Annotated in this window: 18 protein-coding genes and 2 pseudogenes; 13 read left to right on the top strand and 7 right to left on the bottom strand. The window is 44.0% G+C overall.

What is annotated here, in order from left to right:
- Positions 1–45 precede the first annotated feature (45 nt).
- Positions 46–1,257, top strand: coding sequence for a DUF790 family protein (locus HFV01_RS13650; RefSeq protein ID WP_006625741.1), 1,212 nt, complete (start codon positions 46–48; stop codon positions 1,255–1,257).
- Positions 1,258–1,308: 51 nt separating this feature from the next.
- Here HFV01_RS13650 and HFV01_RS13645 read toward each other — a convergent pair whose 3' ends face one another.
- Positions 1,309–1,647: a hypothetical protein gene (locus HFV01_RS13645; RefSeq protein ID WP_008050710.1), complete on the bottom strand. Its 339-nt coding sequence runs from the start codon at positions 1,645–1,647 to the stop codon at positions 1,309–1,311.
- Positions 1,648–2,193: 546 nt separating this feature from the next.
- Here HFV01_RS13645 and HFV01_RS13640 point away from each other — a divergent pair.
- Both HFV01_RS13640 and HFV01_RS30695 read left to right on the top strand, forming a co-directional pair.
- Positions 2,194–2,373 (top strand): hypothetical protein, encoded by a 180-nt coding sequence (locus HFV01_RS13640; RefSeq protein ID WP_071533605.1) that lies wholly within the window; start codon positions 2,194–2,196, stop codon positions 2,371–2,373.
- Positions 2,374–2,796: 423 nt separating this feature from the next.
- Positions 2,797–2,919 carry a hypothetical protein gene (locus HFV01_RS30695; protein WP_006625739.1) on the top strand — a complete coding sequence of 41 codons (123 nt, stop codon included), beginning with the start codon at positions 2,797–2,799 and terminating at the stop codon, positions 2,917–2,919.
- 224 nt (positions 2,920–3,143) lie between these two features.
- Here HFV01_RS30695 and HFV01_RS13635 read toward each other — a convergent pair whose 3' ends face one another.
- Positions 3,144–3,875 (bottom strand): hypothetical protein, encoded by a 732-nt coding sequence (locus tag HFV01_RS13635; protein WP_006669161.1) that lies wholly within the window; start codon positions 3,873–3,875, stop codon positions 3,144–3,146.
- A 209-nt stretch (positions 3,876–4,084) separates the two neighbouring features.
- On the opposite strand from HFV01_RS13635, the pseudogene HFV01_RS13630 reads away from it, so the two are divergent.
- The 5 genes and pseudogenes from HFV01_RS13630 to HFV01_RS13610 form a co-directional block, all read left to right on the top strand.
- Positions 4,085–4,476, top strand: a pseudogene (locus HFV01_RS13630) (zinc ribbon domain-containing protein); the annotation flags it as partial.
- A gap of 405 nt (positions 4,477–4,881) precedes the next feature.
- Positions 4,882–5,273: pseudogene (locus HFV01_RS13625) on the top strand (zinc ribbon domain-containing protein); the annotation flags it as partial.
- Positions 5,274–5,333: 60 nt separating this feature from the next.
- On the top strand, positions 5,334–6,002 hold the full coding sequence (gene petB / locus HFV01_RS13620; protein WP_006616443.1) for a cytochrome b6: 669 nt from the start codon (positions 5,334–5,336) through the stop codon (positions 6,000–6,002).
- Positions 6,003–6,131: 129 nt separating this feature from the next.
- Positions 6,132–6,614, top strand: a complete 483-nt coding sequence (gene petD, locus HFV01_RS13615; protein WP_006625735.1) for a cytochrome b6-f complex subunit IV — start codon at positions 6,132–6,134, stop codon at positions 6,612–6,614.
- Positions 6,615–6,659: 45 nt separating this feature from the next.
- Positions 6,660–9,209, top strand: coding sequence for a glycosyltransferase family 39 protein (locus HFV01_RS13610; RefSeq protein ID WP_006669162.1), 2,550 nt, complete (start codon positions 6,660–6,662; stop codon positions 9,207–9,209).
- A 968-nt stretch (positions 9,210–10,177) separates the two neighbouring features.
- On the opposite strand, the gene HFV01_RS13605 is transcribed toward HFV01_RS13610, so the two are convergent.
- Both HFV01_RS13605 and HFV01_RS13600 read right to left on the bottom strand, forming a co-directional pair.
- Entirely contained in the window at positions 10,178–10,912 is a 735-nt protein-coding gene (locus HFV01_RS13605) for an NUDIX hydrolase (RefSeq protein ID WP_006625733.1), read from the bottom strand.
- Positions 10,913–10,914: 2 nt separating this feature from the next.
- Positions 10,915–11,499, bottom strand: coding sequence for a nicotinate-nucleotide adenylyltransferase (locus HFV01_RS13600; RefSeq protein WP_006625732.1), 585 nt, complete (start codon positions 11,497–11,499; stop codon positions 10,915–10,917).
- A gap of 127 nt (positions 11,500–11,626) precedes the next feature.
- Here HFV01_RS13600 and HFV01_RS13595 point away from each other — a divergent pair, with 127 nt between their 5' ends.
- From HFV01_RS13595 to HFV01_RS13585, 3 genes are all read left to right on the top strand, one after another.
- Positions 11,627–12,577 (top strand): ABC transporter ATP-binding protein, encoded by a 951-nt coding sequence (locus HFV01_RS13595; protein WP_006625731.1) that lies wholly within the window; start codon positions 11,627–11,629, stop codon positions 12,575–12,577.
- Positions 12,578–12,619: 42 nt separating this feature from the next.
- Positions 12,620–14,209: a hypothetical protein gene (locus HFV01_RS13590; protein ID WP_006669163.1), complete on the top strand. Its 1,590-nt coding sequence runs from the start codon at positions 12,620–12,622 to the stop codon at positions 14,207–14,209.
- 174 nt (positions 14,210–14,383) lie between these two features.
- The gene (locus HFV01_RS13585; protein ID WP_006625727.1) at positions 14,384–16,108 is read left to right on the top strand and encodes a potassium channel family protein; all 1,725 of its coding nucleotides are present in this window, start codon (positions 14,384–14,386) and stop codon (positions 16,106–16,108) included.
- A 57-nt stretch (positions 16,109–16,165) separates the two neighbouring features.
- On the opposite strand, the gene HFV01_RS13580 is transcribed toward HFV01_RS13585, so the two are convergent.
- Positions 16,166–16,948 carry an amino acid ABC transporter ATP-binding protein gene (locus HFV01_RS13580; RefSeq protein ID WP_006625726.1) on the bottom strand — a complete coding sequence of 261 codons (783 nt, stop codon included), beginning with the start codon at positions 16,946–16,948 and terminating at the stop codon, positions 16,166–16,168.
- Between the two features lie 158 nt (positions 16,949–17,106).
- Here HFV01_RS13580 and rplI point away from each other — a divergent pair, with 158 nt between their 5' ends.
- Both rplI and dnaB read left to right on the top strand, forming a co-directional pair.
- A complete protein-coding gene (gene rplI / locus HFV01_RS13575) occupies positions 17,107–17,565 on the top strand; it encodes a 50S ribosomal protein L9 (protein ID WP_006625725.1) in 459 nt (152 codons plus the stop codon).
- Between the two features lie 108 nt (positions 17,566–17,673).
- Positions 17,674–19,437, top strand: a complete 1,764-nt coding sequence (gene dnaB / locus HFV01_RS13570) for a replicative DNA helicase (RefSeq protein ID WP_006625724.1) — start codon at positions 17,674–17,676, stop codon at positions 19,435–19,437.
- Between the two features lie 1,421 nt (positions 19,438–20,858).
- Here dnaB and pyk read toward each other — a convergent pair.
- The gene (pyk, locus tag HFV01_RS13565) at positions 20,859–22,280 is read right to left on the bottom strand and encodes a pyruvate kinase (RefSeq protein ID WP_006616756.1); all 1,422 of its coding nucleotides are present in this window, start codon (positions 22,278–22,280) and stop codon (positions 20,859–20,861) included.
- A gap of 231 nt (positions 22,281–22,511) precedes the next feature.
- Positions 22,512–23,876 carry a hypothetical protein gene (locus tag HFV01_RS13560; RefSeq protein ID WP_006625723.1) on the bottom strand — a complete coding sequence of 455 codons (1,365 nt, stop codon included), beginning with the start codon at positions 23,874–23,876 and terminating at the stop codon, positions 22,512–22,514.
- Between the last annotated feature and the right edge of the window lie 224 nt (positions 23,877–24,100).

The following is a 24,100-nucleotide window of genomic DNA, read 5'->3' as shown; positions in this document are numbered from 1 at the left end:
AGGCGATCGCCAAAACTGATAATCTTCGATTAACTTTACCCTTATATGTTACCCACTGATTTACTCAGCTATCGACAAAATGGAGAAACAATTATCCCTCTGAGATTACCAATTAATCAGGGAAATTTAGCGATCGCCTCCGAAATCATAGAACAATTTACCAACTGCGTCAACCATAGCCAAGGAGAATTAAACCGCCAACTCCAAGACTTAGAAGGAGATAGCCCCAACTATCGCATCAAACGAGGATTAGCCCACTTACTTAGGAGTGGTTTTTGTACTTTTGAAATCATCAGCCCTCTCGACCCCGAAAAATTACGAGAAAGGGTATTTTCCGCAGCCGCTAAATCGATACCTTCTCCTGATTCTACCGCGCAAACTTTAGAGGAATTATCCCTGAAATTAACCGCCGAATTAAAACGGGAAGTTTTCCCCTCCGAAATTCAAGTAGGACTATATGCAGATCTCCAAGAAAACCGGATTCTTACCCAGTTTGATACCCCCACCCCAGAAGCCTTAATTCACCGTTATAACTTGTCACAAGTACAGGGTATATTTTATCGTGCTAGTGAGATAAAAATCAACGCCTACCGTAACGACCCCGGAGAATATAAACTTTTGTTTCGGTACTTAAAATTATTTCAGTTAATGGCTTATATTGAAGGAGACGCAGACCATGGATTTACCATTACAGTAGACGGACCAACCAGCTTATTTAAAGCTAGTACACGCTATGGGTTAGCCTTAGCTAAAATGATACCAGCTTTACTCCATGTCACTAAATGGAGTCTACAGGCGACCCTACAACAGCGAGACCCTTATACTAAGGAAATTAAAAAGGGTCGTTACACCCTCAATTCTGACTGTCAATTAGTTAGCCACTATCCCCCAGGTAAAGCCTACGACAGCATGATTGAGGAGTCTTTTGCTGACCGTTGGAGTTCCCTAAAAACCGAGTGGCGACTAGAAAGGGAAGTAGATTTAATTCCCATTCCTGGTAGTGTGATGATTCCCGATTTTCGGTTAGTTCATCCTGATGGTAGAATGTTTCTGTTAGAAATAGTTGGTTATTGGCGATCGGAATATTTAAGAAAGAAATTCTCTCAAGTGCGGCAGTCTGAATGCGACTGTTTAATTTTAGCTATTTCTGAACGTTTAAACCTAGCCAAAGCGGGAGTTAAAATTAGTGAGATTCCCGCGCGTGTAGTTTGGTTTAAGGGTAAATTATCCCCGAAAGCAGTGTTAGAAGTCCTGTAGAGGCGGTTTTATATTTCTGTTTTTATATCATAAAACCGCCTTTAATTATTCCTAATAATCAACCATAAAGGTATTAATATGGCTGGAATTGGTGGGGTTAGATTGAGGTGGCGGTTCTGGATTATTGACAGGAAGATTATTTGGAGGTTTAGGGGAAGGTGGAACTGATAATTCAGTTACATCTTTTTCTAGTTCTCCTAGTTGGTCTTCAATCAATGCGAGTCGTTGTTCGATGATATGGCTCCGACTTTGTAAAACCTCCAATTCTTCAGTTAGGCGATTTTTTTCAACCGCTAGTAGATATGAATTTCGGTAAAGATTAGCCTGAGACTTCTGACGTGGAATGGCACTAAGTTTAGGTTGGATTTGGCGATGATATTTATATCTCATGGGTCTAAAATTTTGAGTGACAGGTAAGGTCGGACGAGAAGTCACCTTCTCGAACTCCTATTCAAAACCGTGCTTGATACTTTCGCATCACACGGCTCCTGATATGGATACCCTTTTTGTCAATAGGAACAGGGTTACGAACCCCTGCTTTCGTACTTCAACTTTTGGAGTTGTATGCACACGTAGTCTTTAAACTCGCTTTCGCCATTAGGCTCCTACTAATTGCAGTATCTATATCCATACCGCGACCTGTGGGCATATCCCAGCCATTACAGATGGGCATTGGCTTCTGGTCGCATCCTTCACCCTCCGAGACTTGCGCTTACACTTATCACTACTGCCTATGAGTAATATTGCTCACTTGTTTATAGGCAGAGTCTTGGAGGGGTTACAACGTTCCGATTATATGGGCATTCCATCGTTAGATTTGTCCTCAGAACCGGGGTACTTTTAAAGGTCTGTGTAGGTAGTCGGACGAACCCCCTACTTTTCCCCTTGCCCTTTTGAGCGCAGCGTGTCAACCTATTTCGCTGCTAGTGTATTACGATGGTTCAAGTCGGACATTCGGTCTTCCTAATCATAGATGGTTGGCAGTGGTCGCGTCTTGGTAGTAGGTTTTACCTCACGCCTTCCGTTCCCCGCTTCAATCCTGGAGTTATGACTTCCAAAACTGGGGGTGGCTATCGCGGTTACTCTCTACTCCCTGATTTCTCAGTTCGTTTATGACCTTGAGTTCCCTGCCTTGCTTAGTTCCCTAAGCGTCGGGACATATAACCAGTTATGAGGATGGTCAGGAGAGGTCTCCTTATATCCAGATTCGGAGCTGGAATCCTCACCGGGTAGTTATTTCGGGCATTTCAGCCCTATTTCATACCCGAACGTCTCGCACCATCCGCTTACACTTGTCACTACTGAGGTATCGACCATACTCTCAGAGCCTAAGAGGGATTACAACGTTCCGTTTATATGGGCATTCCATCTTTAGATTTGTCCTTTCCACCGGGGTACTTTTAAAGGTCTGTGTAGGTGATGTTACAATTACCCTACTTTTTCCCTAACTCTTTTGAGCGGAGCGTATCAACCTGTTTAGCTACTTAATCCTTATGGCGGTTCAAGTCGGAACATTCAGATTTCCTTAATCATGGATGGTTGGCAGTGGTCGCCTCTGGTAGTAGGTTCTACTTCACGCCTTCCGTTCCCCGCTTCAGTCCTGGGGTTATGATTCCCAAAACTGGGGGTGGCTATCGCGGTTACTCTCAACGCAATTGTTAAGAAATCGTTAAGATTTCCGATTTTGCGTTTTGACCTTGAGTTCCCTGCCTTGTTTTGTATATTTCTATACCAAGCTTTGGGACATATAAACAGTTATGGGGATGCTCAGAGGCGAGCCTCTTATATTCAACCAAGGGGCTGAAGTCCCCATCAGGCGGTTATTTCGGGTGTTTCTACCCTATTTCATGCCTGAACGTCCCGCACTGTATATCGATTATATCAACTTAGTCCGCCGAAAAGCGATCGCCTAAGCGATTACGTTCCATCAACTCGGTGATCTCCGACTTAGGTAATTCTGGCCGCGACTGAAACTCCTGGCTTTCCTGAGAATACTCGCAGGCGTGCGGCGCGGGGTAGAGTTCAACGGGTTTTGGTTTCCGGGGTCTAATATTATGGGGATGTACATCAAACCCGGTTACCAGTGGACCTTGATTAACAGAAACCGGGGGAAGTTCCACTGTCTGACGGGGAAGGTTCACAACTTGAGTATCAATAGCAGGTTCTGGGTCAGCCACAGTCGCCATTTCCTTATCAATAGCAGGTTCTGGGTCAGCCACAGTCACAGAAGCTACCGTCGAGAAAGTATAAAAAATCCTACCATCATCTGTTACCTCAAACTCAGCCGCAAATTCCAGCGCCTTTTGGTCGAGATAAGCCTGAACTTGGGGACCGGTAAGCTGAGTAGCCAAAGCCAGATCCAAAGGGGTGATCCGTCCTTCATGTTCCCGGATCAAAGCATAAAAAGCCTGATCCAGACTCTGTTGTAGGCGGCGAGACTGGTAGGAGTAGTATCGCCATAGCATCCAAACACCTACAAAAGAGGCGATCGCCAATAGCCAAGGAAAAGCCGTCCGCATGAGAAACAGTAAAAAAGCCACCGCCAGCAATAGAGATAAATACTCTCCGCCGCCGGGAGAATTGGGACTTGATTTTGGGGAAATCTGATTTTCGCTCATTCAAATAATGATTAAAGTTATGTTACATTTTTTATGAGAGGAGCATGATTTAATCTCAAATTAGGTTAACATTTTACGGCAATACGGTATAATACCAAGTATGGTGCGAGACCTTCGGGTATGAAATCGAGCTGAAATGGGCGTGGGGACTACCCGGTGAGGACTTCAACCCCTTGGTTGATTAGGTCGCATCCCTGGCTATCCCATAACACAGCCGGATTTTTGGGCCCACCTTCGAGACTTCCAATATGGCCAGTCAGGTGAAGCGTCTAATCAGGTCTAAGACTGCCCGCGCCATGCTGAAATGGGCGCATTATCGATTCAAACTAACCCTGAGACATCAAGGGGAAATAACTGAACAGTTGTAGATGTGACCGAAGAATACACCAGCAAAACCTGTACTCACTGTGGTCATGTCCATTCCCAGCTAGGTGGCTCAAAAGTGTTCCGATGTCCTGAGTGCGGGTTCACTCTACCCATGGACTGGAACGGTGCTTTTGGAATCTTTCTAAAAGCTTTGCGGGATACCGCCTCTGTTACCTTAACGGGTAATAGTGCTATCGTTGCATTGTCCGGGAACAACCGGAAAAATGTCGCGTAAATGTATCAGAACACTGGGTCTGCTATCCTCAGCACTTGGTGAAATTTCAGCATCTGCGTTCAGGTCCCCTAGGACTGAACTGAGAGGCATTCAACCAATCCCCGATCTTCTCAAGTCAGAGATATAAATCACCCGTTGGGTTCAAGGTTAGCACTGCCATATAATTGACAGAGACCTTTAACCCAACTAAACGGGAAAGTCTGGCTAGTCTGGTGTATTGACCCATCTGAGCGTTAGAGCATGATTTAATCTCAAATTAGGTTAACATTTTACGGCAATACGGTATAATACCAAGTATGGTGCGAGACCTTCGGGTATGAAATAGAGCTGAAATGGGCGAAATAACTACCCTGTGAGGACTTCAACCCCTTGGTTGATTGGGTCACATCCCTGACCATCCCATAACACAGCCTGATTTTTTTGCCCACCTTCGAGACTTCCAATATGGTTGCCAAGGTGAAGCGTCTAATCAGGTCTAAGACTGCCCGAACCATGCTGACATGGGCGCATTATCGATTCAAACTAACCCTGAGACATCAAGGGGAAATAACTGAACAGTTGTAGATGTGACCGAAGAATACACCAGCAAAACCTGTACTCACTGTGGTCATGTCCATTCCCAGCTAGGTGGCTCAAAAGTGTTCCGATGTCCTGAGTGCGGGTTCACTCTACCCAGGGACTGGAACGGTGCTTTTGGAATCTTTCTAAAAGCTTTGCGGGATACCGCCTCTGTTACCTTAACGGGTAATAGTGCTATCGTCGCATTGTCCGGGAACAACCGGAAAAATGTCGCGTAAATGTATCAGTTCAGACCTAACAACCAAGGCAGCAATTAATATTTTAGGAATCCTAGCTTCATGTTCTCAAAGGAAATCACCGAATCAAAAACCTACAAGTGGTTTGACGAAAGGCTAGATGTCCAAGCGATATCCGACGACATCACTAGCAAATACGTCCCTCCCCACGTAAATATCTTCTACTGTCTGGGTGGGATCACCCTAGTTTGCTTCTTAATCCAGTTTGCTACTGGGTTTGCGATGACCTTCTATTATAAGCCGACCGTCGCCGAAGCATTTACCTCTGTTCAGTACATCATGACAGAAGTAAGTTTCGGTTGGCTGATTCGCTCTATCCATCGCTGGTCTGCCAGTATGATGGTATTAATGATGATCCTGCACGTTTTCCGGGTTTACCTAACTGGCGGTTTCAAAAAGCCACGGGAACTCACCTGGGTAACAGGGGTAGTTATGGCAGTGATCACAGTTTCCTTTGGCGTAACTGGATATTCTCTTCCCTGGGATCAAATCGGCTATTGGGCGGTTAAAATTGTGTCTGGGGTTCCCGAAGCTATCCCCATTGTAGGTTCAACCATTGTTGAATTGATGCGGGGTGGTGCTGCAGTAGGGCAACCCACTCTCAGCCGTTTCTACAGCCTGCATACCTTCGTTTTACCCTGGTTGATTGCAGTATTCATGTTGCTGCACTTCCTGATGATCCGTAAACAAGGTATTTCAGGACCCCTCTAAAGTCTGCCTAAATCTTAAACCATCAGACGGGAGTAGCTTTTGCTACCCCGATGGTGGCAGAGCCGAATCATAATGGATAATTAGAACATATCCATTTGATCTCAAAATATTAAGGAGAGCGATCTTACCATGTCAGTAATGAAAAAGCCGGATCTCAGTGATCCAGTCTTGAGAGCGAAAATCGCTAAAGGTATGGGCCATAACTACTATGGTGAACCAGCTTGGCCTAATGATCTGCTATATGTTTTCCCGGTAGTTATCGTTGGAACTTTTGCGCTAATCGTTGGTTTGGCAGTCCTTGACCCTGCTATGATGGGAGAACCTGCCGATCCTTTTGCGACTCCCCTGGAAATTCTGCCAGAGTGGTACTTCTGGCCGGTGTTCCAAATTCTGCGGGTAGTCCCCAACAAATTGTTAGGGGTGTTAATGATGGCTTCCATTCCCGTGGGTCTGTTGGTGGTTCCTTTCATTGAAAATGTCAATAAGTTTCAAAACCCCTTCCGTCGTCCTGTAGCTACAGCAATATTCCTATTCGGAACTTTTGTGACCCTGTGGCTGGGTATTGGCGCAACTTTCCCCATTGACAAGTCCTTCACTTTAGGCTTGTTCTAGTATAATTACATCGGAAATCGGGTTTCTTGGGCAATTGGGGCGAAGGTGTCTAATATTGTCTGGGAAACTCGGTTTAATTTTGATCAGGTTCAGAGTTATCGGGAGGGAAAGGTTATCGTTGAAGGGTCAAAAAAAATAACGGGTGCGATCGCCATTAGTATAATCTGGCTAATAGGAGCCATTAGCGATCGCCTTTGGTTTATCTTTGATCGGTCTGTACCAGCCTGGGACCCCGCCTATTACCTAACAGGAAGCCTGATCTACCGCCGCGCCTTCCAAGACCCCCAATGGTTTTCCGGTCAGTGGTGGGATTATATCTGGAACCTGTCAGCCAAAATTCCCCCCCTGGTATATATTCTCACCATTCCCTTTCAAAATATATTCGCTCCTAGTCCAGACACCGCCAACCTAGTACACCTGCTATTCAGTGCTATATTACTGGGGTCTGTTTACTGTATCGGATGCCAACTTTTTAACCGCCAAGTAGCTTTATGGGCGGCGGGTTTATGCTTATTACTCCCCGCATTATATCTATATCGTTTTGAATATCTCCTAGATTATCCGGTCACCGCCAGTGTCGCTTTCAGTTTTTTGCTGCTGACCATGTGGCGCAAATGTGAACAACCGCGTTATCAGTGGTTATGGGCGATCGCTGTAGGAATATCCGTAGGACTCGCATTTTTAGTCAAACAAACCACCGCCCTATTTTTGTTTGTTCCCCTGTTGTGGGTAACGGTGGGAACCCTAAAAAGACGGGACTGGGGAAGGTTTTTTCAAATGGCGATCGCTGGTTTGCTGTCCGTGTTAGTCTTCGGTCCGTGGCTGTCAAATACTTGGCTGTTAATGATCACATCAGTACAACGCGCCACCATATACGCCGCGCGCGCCGAAGGCGATCCACCCTTAACCGACCCAGAAGCCTGGACCTACTATCTAAGTCTCCTCCCCGATCATGTGTCCTGGCCGTTATTATTAGTTCCCATTGTCGGTTTTTTACTTTACCTAATTCGGTGGCGCAGCCTTCCCCCAGACACCCCGAAATCTGGTTTCGCCTGGTTAGCAGTATTTCTGGTGGGGGGATATTTACTCTGTTCCCTCAACCCCAATAAAGACTTCCGCTACAACTTCGCCCTATTACCCATGCTGTCAATTGTATTAGCTTGGGGACTCACACTCTGGCCGAAATGGTGGGGGATGAGAGTACGTTGGGGGACCATGGCTTTAGCCGTGTTGTTAATGATTTTAACTCTGTGGCCGGTGGGGGGAGTTCCCGGTCAACAATTCCGCAGCTTGCTAAGTCCGGGAAATACCCGCCATGCAGAAATAGGCGTTAACTGGCCTCACCCAGAAATTATCTCAACCATTTTGGCAGCCGAACCCTACCTACAGAATACCATCGGGGTTTTGCCTTCCACCGAAAATATCAATCAGCATAATATCGACTACTATGGCGCAATTAAAGATTTTCAGGTTTACGGTCGCCAGGTCGGTATTGCTTATGACGAAGTTTCTCAAGATGCTGGTTCCCTCTGTTGGTTTATCACCAAAACGGGAGATCAGGGTTCTGTCGATCGCATTAAAGAAGCCCAAACCTTGATGGTCACTGCGATCGCCCAAGGTCCTCAGTTCCCAGTTTATCGCAATTGGCTCCTACCAGATGGTAACACTTTAAACCTTCATCGTTGCACCCCCTCACCCGTCGAAGTTTCCCCCCGCGCCGATATTTCCGAGGTGGTGAATTTAGAGGCGGTAATTGTTCCTGAAAGCGCCCCCCCAGGGGTTCCTATTCCCATTACCTACATTTGGTCAGGTCCCCCACAGCAGCTTGAGTCAGGTTTGGTGTTATTGACTTGGACTGCATTAGATGATGACAATAATACCCAATGGTTCCACGATCGCGCCATAGGTTCAGGGCGGCTAGAATTACCAGAAGACACAGCCACAGGGTTCGAGGTAGTTGAACGCATGGCAATGCTACCCCCACCCGATGCTACACCCGGCAATTATACTCTGCAAGCCACCTATTTAAGCCGAGAAACCGGGGAAACCTTAGCGATCGCATCCCCCCCCATTACCCTGACTATTGACCCTAATGCAGCCGCCTTACCCGCCCCAGAATTGGATTTAATTACCCAACTTCAGCAACTAGCCCTCAAACTTCCCCAGGGTATACAGGGACTGGAGGTGATTTTTAATGAAATTCGTCGCATTAACCAATATGATCCAGTTCAGGACTATACCAAACAGGCTCAAAAAACCCTAGCCTATAGGTTAAACCAAGAACCCGATAATTTAAACCTAGCATATAGCCTAGCTTTAGCTTCCGTGTTAGAACAGGATGTAAATGGAGCGATCGCCGCTTTAGAAACAGTCACCAAACTCGATCCTAATAACCCCTTCGCCCATGCTTATCTCGCCTTTGTACACCTATATAATTTTAACGCCAGAGCAGCCGAAATCGCCCTACAACCAGCCTTAGCATTAAATCCTGAACAACCAGAGTTTTTAGTATTACGGGGGGTTTCTGCCCTCTTACAAGGGCGCTTTCTGCAAGCAAAACAGGACTTACAAGCATTAAGTTTAATTAATAATTAATAATTAATAATTAATAATTATTAATTGTAGGGGCGGGTTCTGTTGTCAATTCTCCATCCCCACGACCATCTTAATAAACCCGCCCTATGGTTCAGCTTAGAAACCCGGCTATAATTAATAATTAATAATTAATAATTAATAATTAATAATTGTAGGGGCGAGTTCTGTTGTCAATTCTCCATCCCCACGACCATCTTAATAAACCCGCCCTATGGTTCAGCTTAGAAACCCGGCTATAATTAATAATTAATAATTAATAATTAATAATTAATAATTAATAATTAATAATTGTAGGGGCGGGTTCTGTTGTCAATTCTCCATCCCCACGACCATCTTAATAAACCCGCCCTATGGTTCAGCTTAGAAACCAGGTTTCTTTGAGAAACCGGGTTTCTTGACCTGTGGGGGGAGAAACCCGGCTCTAATTGTTAATTATTAATTATTAATTATTAATTTCTCCATCCCCACGACCATCTTAATAAACCCGCCCTATGGTTCAGCTTAGAAACCAGGTTTCTTTGAGAAACCGGGTTTCTTGACCTGTGGGGGGAGAAACCCGGCTCTAATTGTTAATTATTAATTATTAATTATTAATTTCTCCATCCCCACGACCATCTTAATAAACCCGCCCTATGGTTCAGCTTAGAAACCAGGTTTCTTTGAGAAACCGGGTTTCTTGACCTGTGGGGGGAGAAACCCGGCTCTAATTGTTAATTATTAATTATTAATTATTAATTTCTCCATCCCCACAACCATCTTAATAAACCCGCCCTATGGTTTCTTGACCTGTGGGGGGAGAAACCCGGCTCTAATTGTTAATTATTAATTATTAATTATTAATTATTAATTTCTCCATCCCCACAACCATCTTAATAAACCCGCCCTATGGTTTCTTGACCTGTGGGGGGAGAAACCCGGCTCTAATTATTAATTATTAATTATTAATTATTAATTGTTAATTTAGCGCACTAAACAAAAACTAAAGGTTTATCCTTTAAGGGGCTAAACGCTTCAGCGTCGAAGCGGTAGAGGGTGGCGGGTCGTCCTGCGCCGCGAGAGGTTTTGATACCCGTGTCACACAGAAAGCCTAGCTTGAGTAAACGGGCGCGAAAATTGGAATAGTCCGAGAAACCCTCACCTAAAACTGTTAGATAAAATTGGTATAATTCCCCTAGGGTAAAGAGTTGTGGAAGTACATCAAAAGCCACCGGACTGTATTCTAACTTATTACGCAGGCGACGATATCCATATTCTAAAATCTGATTATGGTCAAATGCTAGAGATGGTACTTCTTGTATGGGATACCAAGCTACCCCCGTTGATTGATTAGGAATTAATTGCGCTTCCTCAAATCTAACTAGGGCAAAATAACTCACAGATAGATAACGGACATTATAACTCCCTGCACTTTCTCGCGGATCGCGATGAGGTCCGCCAAAACTATAAAGCTGTTCTAAATAAAGGTTTTCCACCTTAATTTTTTCATCTAAAATCCGATAAGCCGCATCTTCTAAGGATTCCCCTTGACGCACTAAGGTTCCCGGAAGACTCCAACGATCGCAAAAAGGTTCCTGTTGTCGCATTACCAATAATACCAACAGGCGATGAGCCGCTGTATCAATCGAAAAAATAATATTATCCACTCCCACCTTAAAGTCAGCGAGGGGGTGGCTAGTCGATGGTTGTGGGGAATTTCCTGCCATATTCAGGACTGCTGGCCAGAACTAGATTGATATAAATTTTGGCGCGCGATATAATCAGCCACCGCGCCCGGAATGGGATTAGGATCACCTGCTTGGCGAAAATCAGTGGAGGAAACAGGTAAACCCTGCCAATTGGCGATCGCTACTTTTCCCCCTAACTCTCGCAGTTTCGCCAAATCAGGGTCTTCAATGTCGTAGCCTGGTCGGGGAACCACTAATAAGTTAACCTCACCCAACAGATCATTAATTTTATACCAACGGGGTATCTGTGATACCAAATCTGAGCCGATAACTAGGGTAAAGTCGTCATTAAGCCAAGATTTCCGAGCCCGGTGGACCGTCTCAATCGTGCGGCGACTGCTAAGTTCTGGTTTCAGCAAAATATTAGTTTGGGGTGGATAAATTGAGTTAATCAACACCTCTAGCATAGCTTGTCGATGTTCCAGGGAAGCGCCATGAGACTTAAAAGGGTTATCAGCAGCCCAGACCAACACGCGATCGAATCTCTGACCTAGTTGAGTTAAAATAGACTGGTGGCCTTCTGTGGGAGGATCGGCACTGGTTCCAAACAGGGCAATTTTGCTCATAGATTAATGCTCATCACTGGGTTTATTATCTCTATATGTAGGGAGACTCGCAAGAATAATCAAGATCCTTCCGTAACCACAATTGTAATTATTGTAGTCCCAAATAAGAACTTACAAAATACCCCTTATGGCTAAAGAATTGGCGATTGAAACCCGGGGACTAACCAAACAATTCGACCGTCATATAGCAGTTCATGACCTTGACCTACAGGTGGCGGCGGGGGAAGTTTACGGACTGATTGGCCCTAATGGGGCGGGAAAAACTACCCTACTGCGGATGCTGGCTACTGCAGAAGAACCCTCAACCGGAGAGATTTATATTCACGGAGAAAGGCTATTACGCGATCGCACTAATCCCACTTTAAAGCAGTATATTGGCTATCTCCCTGATGATTTTCCCCTTTATGATGATCTGACAGTTCAGGATTATCTCGACTATTTCGCTGGATTATATTATCTCCGAGAACCTAAGCGATCGCAACGGATTTATGAAGTTTTAGAATTAGTGGACCTTAGCCATAAACGCCATAGCTTAATTGCTACCCTATCTCGGGGAATGAAACAAAGGTTAAGTTTAGGGCGGACAGTAATTCATCAACCCCTCTTGCTGTTACTTGATGAACCTGTTTCTGGGTTAGACCCCATCGCCCGCCAACAGTTTCGCGACATCATTAAAACCCTGCGAGAAGCTGGAATGACAATTCTCATTTCTTCCCATGTTCTCAGCGATTTAGAGGATTTTTGTACCTCGATAGGCATTATGGAACTTGGCTATTTAGTCGAGAGTGCATCTTTAGCCGAACTCTATCAGCGCCTGAGTAATCAACAAATTTTTATTTCCACTCTCGGATCTGTTAATCCCTTAGTTACACATTTGAAAAATTGTGCCAACATAGAAGAGTGGGAAGTAATTCCCGGCAGTCAACAAGTACGGGTGCAGTTTACTGGTGATTTAGAAACCCAGGCCCTTTTATTGCGATCGCTCATAGATGCAGGTTTACCCATTACCCAATTTTATCCCACCCAGGATAATTTAGAATCAATTTTCTTGAAATTGGGACATAAACAGGCATCTTAAAAACGCCCCAAATTAACCACCTATCCTTAACTTGAGGGAATCATGATAATACCTAATTTGATGGCATTTGTAGCTAACTGGAATCCCCAGTTAATTCGAGAACTAAAAGGCAGACTCAAACCTCGCAGTATTACCTTAGTTAGTAGTGTTTCTCTCCTCAGCCAAGCACTGCTGATATTCTTCTTTTCTGCTCAATTACCCACCGAAAAAAGTCCCTATGGGAGATATATCATTGACTCTAAACAGTTCCCCATAGTTATTGAATGGCAAACCTGGTGGAATGATATATTTCTGACCATGAATTGGATTTTACCCATGGCTTTAATGTTGGGTGGCGTGTATATGCTAATTCAAGATTTAGCCCTAGAGGAAAAGCGCGGCACTCTCAATTTTATCCGCCTCAGCCCCCAACCAGGTCGGGATATTTTAGCCGGAAAGCTAATGGGTGTTCCTATTTTACTATACCTAGGACTGGCTTTAGCTTTACCATTGCAGACTATCGTCGCTATTAAAGCACAAATACCCATCGGATTACTGCTATTACAATATGGGGTATTTGCTATTGTCGCCATGAGTTTATTTAGCCTATCCCTGCTATTACCTTTAGTAGGATTTGCCGCCGGGTGGTTATGGACATTAATGGCTGCATTCATAGTGTTTCCCAGCTTACAATTTTTGCAGTTAATCTTTGGTGTAGCTAGATTAGCCAACGAGAACCCAAATGCTTGGCAAGATTTTAATAATCGCTGGGATTTATGGATTAAATGGTTTAATATTCCGGTTAGCTATAATATAGCTGCATGGTATGGGTTTATGAGTCTAACTTTAGTGGTTTTAATGGTGGGAACTTGGCAAGTTTTAAACCGCCGTTTTAGTGACCCCGCTACCACATTACTCAGCAAAAAACAGAGTTATTTAGCAGTATTTAGTCTTAACTTATTTTTGCTAGGGTTTGTCACACCAATCCGGTCTAATTCATGGCAAGAGTTAGGAACATTTTTCCTATATGGGATAATTCCCTTGTGCTTATTGTTGGCGATCGCCGCCTTATCTCCTCAGCGTCAACCCTTGCAAGATTGGGCGCGTTATCGTCGAGAGTCTACCCGTCATCACCTCAAAAATCGCCAATTATTCCAGGATTTATTATGGGCAGAAAAAAGCCCCAATATGTTAGCAGTCTTTGCTAATATCATCATCACAATTGTCATGTGGACTCCCTGGATTTTGACCGCACAATTTCAATTTAATTCTTCCCAATCTCATCAAAATTGGCAGTGGATTTTGGGCTTGGTTTTCCTGGGTGGTTTGATTCTAATTTGTGCAACTGTCGCGCAGTTAGTCCTACTCAAGAAAATCGTCAAACCGCAACTTTGGGCTGTAGGAATTGTTCTCGCGATCGTCTTATTTCCTTTCATTTGCATGGTGCTGATACCAATACAACCCGACCAATATCCCGTGCCATTTTTGCTGTCTTTTGCGCCTTGGGCTAGTTTAGAATCAGCACAATTTATCGACTTTTTCCTAACTATAGCTATCCAATGGACTGCCTTATTCCTGCTGAATGTACAGCTACATAAAAACCTGGTCAAAGCCGGAGAATCTCAATCCAAAGCCCTGCTAACTAACAGATAGATTGACTCAGAGATTTTCTAACTCAGGGTGATTGATAGCGATCGCCCTGTATTTATCTAATCGGCAAACGGTGTTATGGGATACAATTGTCATAATTTGTGGCTGTCATAATGGTGGATTACACACCCGACAGTAGACCTAGACCCTCCCTGGGGAGTCCACAATTTACGAAATATGAAACCTAGAATTATCGTTTGCAACTTAGGACGCACTGGCTACCAAATTTTTCGTCTGTTGAGACAACAAGGAGCTATTGTTGTAGGAGTGAATGAGCAACCCGTAAAAGGTGAAGGGTCAGATGTAGTTGTCGGTAGTTTTCGCGCCGCCTCTACCCTGTTAGCCGCTGGTATTCAAAGCGCCCATACCCTCGTACTGGCTGGTAATGATGATGCTACCAATCTAGCTATTTTAATGCAAGCCAGGATTCTCAATCCTAAAATCAGAATTATTAGCCGTCTGTTTAATACTAATTTAGGACAAAGCCTCGATCGCATTCTACCAGACCATAGTACCATGAGCGTCTCCGCCTTGGCTGCTCCCGTGTTTACCTTTGCGGCTTTGGGGAGTCGTGCTATTGGTCAACTGCGACTATTTAACCAAACCTGGCCAATTCATGAAGAATTTATCGATCCTGAACATTCTTGGGTCGGTAAAAGCCTCCATGATCTCTGGTCTGATCGCGATCGAATGCTGATCTATTACATTCCTAATAATAGCCACTTAGATCTAGTGTCAGCAGTTCTTGAGGGACAAAAACTTGATGTAGGCGATCGCCTAATTATTGCCACTAAACCCAGTATCCGCACCCAGCGTTTCAGCCTCTATCAAAGGGGGATGAAATTCATTAACAGCCTGAAAAAGTTTCAACAGCATGGCAAAAAAGCCCTTTTGATTACCCTGGTTTTAATGCTGACAATTTTCTTGGCGACCCTAACTTATGTAAGCATTAACTTAGATAATTCCCTAGTTGACTCCCTCTATTTTTCAGTAGGAATGATTACCGGGGCTGGGGGTAATGAAAAAGTCGCCGAGAATGCCCCTGATAGCATTAAAATCTTCACCGCCATCATGATGCTAGTAGGTGCTGGGGTAATTGGTATCTGTTACGCCTTACTTAATGACTTTGTACTAGGAACCAGGTTAACTGAATATCTCAACGCTACACGGGTTCCACAACGCAACCATTATATAATCTGTGGTTTGGGTGGCATTGGTGTTCAAATTGCTGAACAACTACACCGCAGCGGCTATGAAGTAGTGGTAATTGATCGCGATCCTAACTGTCGTTTTATCAGTACAGTGCGATCGCTTAGAATACCCTTTGTCGAAGGTGATGCTTCCCTGTCGTCTATCTTAGAAAGCGTCAATGTTCAACAAGCAGAAGTCCTCCTCGCCGTCACCAGTGACGACACCGCCAACCTAGAAATAGCCCTCAGCGCCAGGGCTATAGCACCCCACCTGCGGATGATAGTTCGTAACCAAGACCCTCAATTTGGGCTAATGGTTCAGCAGGTATTTGATTTTGAGACAGTTCTGAGTCCCACAGAAATTGCTGCGCCTGCCTTTGCAGCCGCCGCGATCGGCGGTAGAATTTTAGGCAATGGCATCACCGCTGATAGTCTTTGGGTCGCCCTAGCTACCCTAATCACCGCTAACCATCCCTTTTGCGGACAAAGAGTCAAAGATGTGGCTACCAGAGTGGATTTTGTCCCCCTGTACATCGAAACCAACTCCCAAACTATACATAGCTGGAAATTATTAGACTCCCTGTTAAGTCCCGGAGATGTTCTTTATTTGACCCTTCCCGCGCACCGTCTCCAACAACTTTGGCATCCTCTATCTATTAACCGTCTTCCCGGGAATTTGAGTCCAACCGAAAAAGCCACCAGCGACCCATAGCTTGTCCCTGATGTTCTGCAATATTCTGCTGCTACCTGTTGGAGGTTCCCAACTCTACTATAGAATTTGTGACAAAAATCTCTTAGTCCGTTCTTCTTGAGGATTGTTGAAAAACTCCTCTGGAGTCCCTTCTTCCACCAAGAGACCATCTGACATCAAAACAACGCGATCGGCTACTTCTCGCGCAAATCCCACCTCATGGGTGACACAAACCATCGTCATCCCCTCACTAGCCAAAGTCCGCATTGCATCTAACACTTCCCGCACCATTTCCGGGTCAAGGGCGGACGTAGGTTCATCAAATAACATAATTTTCGGTTGCATAGCTAGGGCGCGGGCGATCGCCACCCGTTGCTGCTGACCCCCAGAAAGCTGACCCGGATATTTTTTCGCCTGTTCCAGAATACCAACCCTTTCCAAAAGCTGCATAGCCACCTCCTCAGCCTTAGCTTTCGGCCATCGCCTCACCCAGATTGGTGCTAGGGTCACATTTTGCAGGATAGTTAAATGGGGGAACAGATTAAACTGTTGGAACACCATTCCCACTTCCCGACGAATTTCCTCAATATTTTTCAAATCATGGGAAAGCGTGATCCCGTCAATCACAATACTCCCTTCCTGAAATTCCTCTAAAGCGTTAAATGTCCGAATAAACGTAGATTTTCCTGAACCACTCGGACCCATGATCACCACTACCTCACCCCGTCTCACCGTTAGGCTGACACCTCGGAGAACATGGAAGTTGTTGCTATACCACTTATGGACATCCTGAGCGATAATGACAGCATCAGAAACGGGGGTTTGCGAGTCTTGGGGCGAACCGGCTTGTGTCTGTGTCATTTTAGGTACAATTGTTAACTGATATTAAATTTTACCGTCGATTATACCTGAAATGTGCCAGGACTGCCCGACACAGATTTTTCCGTTTTCACTTGCGATCGCCCCCTTTATATCGCTAAGATAGAGTGTTTGGGTTAAAACAGTTATGAGGAACCATTATGTCAAAGCGAACTCAAGTCGTTCTCACTAAGGATGTTAGCAAATTAGGACGCGAAGGCGATTTAGTAGAAGTAGCCCCCGGTTATGCGCGCAACTATTTGCTACCCTATAGTTTCGCAGTCCGCGCTACTCCCGGCATTCTCAGACAGGTAGAACGCCGCCGGGAAGAAGAACGTCAACGCTTGATTGAACTTAAACAACAAGCCCAGTCTCGTAAAACCGCCCTGGAAACCATCGGTCGGTTTACCATTGCTAAACAAGTCGGCGAAAATGAGGCGATCTTTGGAACCGTCACCGATCGCGAACTAGCCGAAGCCATTGAGAAGGCTACAGGTCAAGAAGTAGATCGCCGTGGTATCACCTTACCTGATATTAACAAAATCGGTTTCTATAAGGCTCATATCAAACTCCATCCTGAAGTTACCGCCGAAGTGGAAATCCATGTAGTTGCTGAGTAGGTATCTGCTACCATAGAACTATCCTGGGGCGCAAGCCCGATGCGCCCCCGCTTCCGCTAATTAATAACTGTCAAACCGCCACTATCTACCGTCTACAATGTCCTAATTATGGCTGAGAGTCTGCCGATACCGCCGTTAAGCAACGATCGCAACCCTCCCCAAAATATTGAGGCGGAGGAAGCGATTTTGGGTGGTATACTTCTCGACTCCGAAGCTATTAGTCGCGTCGCCGACATCCTCAAGCCAGAACATTTTGCCATTAGCGCCCATCAAACTATCTATCGGGCTACCCTAACCCTTCATTTACAGGGAAAACCCACAGATTTAATGACCGTTACTACTTGGTTAGCAGATCATAATCAATTAGATGCTGCTGGCGGTCAGATGAAGTTAGGCGAATTAGTCGATCGCACTATCTCCGCTGTTAATATTGACCAGTATTCTTTATTAGTAATAGATAAGTTTTTGCGCCGTAAGTTAATCCAAGCTGGTCAGGAAGTCGCCCAGTTAGGGTATCAGACTAACATGGAATTAGAAAAGGTGTTAGACCAAGCAGAACAGCGGATTTTTGGCGTTACACAAATTAAACCCAAACCCGATTTAGTGTCTATTTCAGAAACCTTAATTGATACCTTTCAGGGAATTGAAGAACGTTCAGAAGGATTAGCCTTACCAGGTATTGAATGCGGGTTTTATGACCTAGATGCCATGACCGGAGGATTTCAACGGTCTGATTTAATTATTGTAGCTGGTCGTCCGTCTATGGGAAAAACCAGTTTTGCTATTTCCGTCGCCCATAGTATTGCCAAAAAGCATAATTTACCAATTGCCGTTTTTAGCCTAGAAATGTCTAAGGAACAGTTAGTTCAGCGACTGTTATCTAGTGAAGCGAGAATTGAAAGTAATCGACTGCGTTCCGGACGTATTAGCCAAGCTGAATGGGAACCCCTTACTCAGGCGATCGGAACTCTATCAGAATTGCCAATTTTTATTGATGATACCCCTAACCTTACAGTTACCGAAATGCGGTCAAAAACTCGCCAGCTACAGTCTCAACAAGGTGGTAATTTGGGGTTAGTTTTAATTGATTATTTGCAGTTAATGGAAGGGGCTAACCCTGATAACCGCGTCCAGGAATTATCTCGCATTACGCGATCGCTTAAAGGTTTAGCCAGAGAACTAAATCTCCCAGTAATTACCCTCTCCCAGTTGAGCCGAGGCGTTGAGTCCCGCACCAATAAACGTCCCATGATGTCCGATTTAAGAGAGTCTGGTTGTTTATCAGGGGATAGTTTAGTAACCTTAGCAGATAGTCGTTTACCAGTTCCCATTCGAGAATTAGTTGGAAAATCTGACTTTTCTGTTGTCGCTATAAATCCAGACACTCATAACTTAGAAAAGGCTACAGTTCAGAGGGTTTTTGCCACCGGGGTTAAGCCCACCTTTGACTTAAAAACTCGTTTAGGATATACCATAACAGCTACTGCTAATCATCAATTTTTTACCCTCACAGGTTGGGAACGTTTAGACAAATTGACTACGGGTTGTCAAATCGCTTGTACCGCCGAAACTAATATTTATTGGGATGAAATTTCCGCCATTGAACCAGCCAGCGAAACCGAAGTATATGATTTAACAGTTCCCAGTTTACATAATTTTGTCGCTAATAATATCATCGTCCACAACTCCATCGAACAGGATGCAGACATGGTAATTATGTTATATCGAGATGATTACTACAACCCAGATTCACCAGATCGCGGTCTGACAGAAATTATTATCACCAAACACCGCAACGGACCTACAGGAACTATCAAGCTACTCTTTGACCCCCAATATACAACCTTCCGTAATCTCGCCAGAGGCAGATAATTCTTACTTTTAATTATTCCCTGTTATCCATTATCCATTATCCTGTAGGGGCGGGTTCCACTGTCAATGAAATATCCCACCAGTAAGATTACTAAACCCGCCCCACCCCACCTGGTTAATAATTAATAATTAATAATTATCAATTATCCATTAATTCGCGGGTGATTGAGGGCGGGTTGATTAATATGGTCGGTGGGTAATCTAATTAACTGTTGAACCCGCCCCTACAACGTGATCAATTATCAATTATCCATTAATTCGCGGGTGATTGAGGGCGGGTTGATTAATATGGTCGGTGGGTAATCTAATTAACTGTTGAACCCGCCCCTACAACATGATCAATTATCAATTATCCATTAATTCGCGGGTGATTGAGGGCGGGTTGATTAATATGGTCGGTGGGTAATCTAATTAACTGTTGAACCCGCCCCTACAACATGATCAATTATCAATTATCCATTAATTCGCGGGTGATTGAGGGCGGGTTGATTAATATGGTCGGTGGGTAATCTAATTAACTGTTGAACCCGCCCCTACAACATGATCAATTATCAATTATCCATTAATTCGCGGGTGATTGAGGGCGGGTTGATTAATATGGTCGGTGGGTAATCTAATTAACTGTTGAACCCGCCCCTACAACATGATCAATTATCAATTATCCATTAATTCGCGGGTGATTGAGGGCGGGTTGATTAATATGGTCGGTGGGTAATCTAATTAACTGTTGAACCCGCCCCTACAACGTGATCAATTATCAATTATCCATTAATTCGCGGGTGATTGAGGGCGGGTTGATTAATATGGTCGGTGGGTAATCTAATTAACTGTTGAACCCGCCCCTACAACGTGATCAATTATCAATTATCCATTAATTCGCGGGTGATTGAGGGCGGGTTGATTAATATGGTCGGTGGGTAATCTAATTAACTGTTGAACCCGCCCCTACAACATGATCAATTATCAATTATCCATTAATTCGCGGGTGATTGAGGGCGGGTTGATTAATATGGTCGGTGGGTAATCTAATTAACTGTTGAACCCGCCCCTACAACATGATCAATTATCAATTATCCATTAATTCGCGGGTGATTGAGGGCGGGTTGATTAATATGGTCGGTGGGTAATCTAATTAACTGTTGAACCCGCCCCTACAACGTGATCAATTATCAATTATCCATTAATTCGCGGGTGATTGAGGGCGGGTTGATTAATATGGTCGGTGGGTAATCTAATTAACTGTTGAACCCGCCCCTACAACATGATCAATTATCAATTATCCATTAATTCGCGGGTGATTGAGGGCGGGTTGATTAATATGGTCGGTGGGTAATCTAATTAACTGTTGAACCCGCCCCTACAACGTGATAAATCAATAATGAACAATTGTTAATTATTCATTATTCATTATTCATTATTCATTATCCTATGGTGTGGATTTTGATAAAATTGGTTCCCTTAGCCTTCCCAGAAGGGATACCACCAATAATCAAAATTTTGTCTCCGGGGGAAGCCATTTGGCGCACTAATAGATAAGTTTGGGCTTGATTGATCAGTTCCTCAAAGGATTCTACCTCCTGTTCCAGCAGCAGAGGTTTCACACCCCAAACCAGGTTTAAACGATGGTAAACCTTGGGATTAGGAGTTAAGGCAACCACAGGCGCTTTCGGGCGTTCAGCCGCCGCTAATTGCCCAGTATAACCACTACAGGTGTAGGCAATAATACAATGTAGATCGATAATTTTATCAATGGTATTTATCGCTTCACTGATAGCATGGGTCTCATCATTGAACGCGGGTGGGTAGTTGATGAAATTGATTTCCGGTTCCACATCCTCCGCAATTTTCGCTAACATTTCCACAGCCCGAATCGGATATTTACCAACTGCTGATTCCCCTGATAACATCACCGCATCAGTTCCATCAATAATTGCATTAGCTACGTCAGACGCTTCAGCCCTTGTCGGACGGGGATTATTGATCATACTGTCCAGCATTTGAGTAGCTGTAATTACTGGAATCCCTTTTTGATTGCAAAGGCGAATAATTTGTTTTTGCAGTAGTGGGACTCTTTCGGGACTCATTTCGACCCCCAGATCACCCCGGGCTACCATTAAACCATTACACTCGGAAATAATCTCCTCTAAATTAGCGATCGCTTGAGGTTTTTCGATTTTGGCCATCACCGATATTTGTGACGCATTTTTGGACGCTAAAAAGTCTTTAAGAACTCGCACATCTTCTGCGTTCCGCACAAAGCTAAGAGACACCCAATCAACACCTAGAGAAATCCCAAATTCCAAATCTTGCTGATCTTTTTCAGTTAAAGACGGTAAACGTAGAGTTAAACTGGGAAGGTTAACCCCTTTACGGCTTTTCAGAGTCCCCCCTTCAAGGATTTTACATTTAACTTGATTACCGGAAATTTCCTCAACCTTCAATTCCAATAATCCATCATCTAGCAGAACCTGGGCACCGATTTCTGCTTCTTCTCCCAGGTGCAGATAGTCGATCGCAATCGTATTAGGTTTACTCTTGTATTCGTCAATAGGAACCAGGGTAATATATTCTCCCGCTATCAATTGTATACCACCATCAGGAAGCTGTCCTACCCTAATTTTCGGACCCTGTAGGTCTTGTAATAGCGTGATAGACGTTTTTAACTCCTGTGAAATTTCTTTCAGTAGGGCGACCGTTTTCGTGTGTTGTTCATGGCTACCATGGGAGAAGTTGAGGCGTACTACATTCATCCCCGCTTTAATCATTTGATAAAGAACTTCAGGAGAATTACTAGCTGGACCAATGGTAGCTACAATTTTGGTTCGACGGTTTAAAGGTTTCATAAGCCCTTGAGTAAGTAATTAGGTTAAGTGTATGGATTGATCAATGTGGGAGAGTTATAGGCGATCGCTGATTGATAGATACATCCGAGCCTCTCATGGATTTAGATCAGTTTGCCACCTATATTATAAAAGTATATTGGCAATTTGATAACTCTCCAACCCCACCTATAATCTATTCTTAACCTAATGTTAAATAACCGGAAATTTTGACGATTGACGCAACCATAACACTTAGCCTCCTAGGAAAGCAGCTTTCCGAGTATCAAATAATTTGACAATTCCCTCAGTCACCGTTTTTTTAATTTGTGGATCACATCCAGCCAAAAATTCCTCCGATGATATTTCATTTTGAAAAAACTTTTGGGCGCGGTTGCGTTGATTTTGGATTTCCGCAAATCCCATCTGCTTAACCATATATGTTGTCAAAGGTGAATTTTTTATATCATAGTAAGAATGCTGAGTTCTCCCCTTTTCCAGTATAACAAGCACCGTAGATTCTAATTCATCTTGGGGTTGATAATTATTTTCTAGGTCTGGCAGAAAATTTACCAAAGAAACCGTCACAAAATTTTCGGAAGGCATTTCTCCCATTAAAGTAGAAACTGGAATGACGCGACCAAATCGCAGGGATAGTGCTTCTAAAAAGGCAATAGTAAATAATTTACTACCTAGATATAATCGACCCACGGCAATATTTCTTCTCGCCCTTGATACCAATTGTTCATAAATGCTATCTTCTGGATACCCTCGGAATTGATGAAAAACCACTTCCGGTTTGAGAAAATTCATAAACCCTTCCATTTTTTGCAGGGCTGTTCTATATTGACCAATAGTGTAAGCACTAGGATTATTTAGATGATGATTGGTTTCAGGAATTAGGTTCCAGGTATTATCTAAAAATCTGGCTGAACTAGGATCGGCGAAACTCCGGACATCACGATTAGCCATACGAATCGAACGCTTGACGGTTTCGATCAGATCCGCATCCGTTAATTTCAGGTTGAATTTGTCAACGATCGCCTGTAATCTTTGATATAAAACATCGCTATTATTTAATCCGGTTGGGGTGGGAGTTCGGAACGGAATTGTGGCTTCTATACAGGCGACAATCTGCACTAACAACTCTTGACTCAGAAAAGGTTGTAATACTTTCGCCGCCACTAAAGCACTTAAAAACTCATTTTGCCCTTCTAAAGGCAACAGCATTTTACCCGGAGACATATCAAAAACTATCCGCACCATTTCAAAGGTGGGGTCTTCAGGAATATCCACCGCTTCACGAATCCAAAGATGTTCTCCTACTTGGCGAATGAAGGGAACTAAATAATAGGTAAGATTAAAGTTAACGCTTTGGTCAACCTGTACATAAACCACATCATGGAATAAGGCGGCTAATACCTCAATCGCATCTTCCGACCCCCCCACCTCAAAAATATGATCTGGAGTATGAAAATACCGCCAAGGTCCTGTCATGGTTTGGACAATTAATTCCGAAATGTTGACCAGTTTTTTCGCATCTAGATCAATACCAAGCTGATTCATTGCCCAGATTAACCTTTGAAGGCACTGTTCATTATAATCCTGTTGTATATCCATCCGACCCACTAAAATGAGACTCACCTCTATTATAAATATATTTATCCTCAGAGTCGGGGTGATTATCTATAATCTTGTTCAGTTAGATCACCAGCCCACATTCTCTATTTTGCTGTGCTATCATCGGAAATGAGGATATTTGTTTCCGTGGCGATCACTCCCTTGGGTTCTAGGGGTAAGGCAAACTGAGGGTTTCCACCTACAGATGGTTATACTCCCCAGTT

The organism is Limnospira fusiformis SAG 85.79 (genome assembly GCF_012516315.1).
Taxonomy (GTDB): Bacteria; Cyanobacteriota; Cyanobacteriia; order Cyanobacteriales; family Microcoleaceae; genus Limnospira; species Limnospira fusiformis.
Note: the sequence above shows the minus strand (reverse complement) of the source record. Positions and strands in the feature narration are given on the sequence as shown.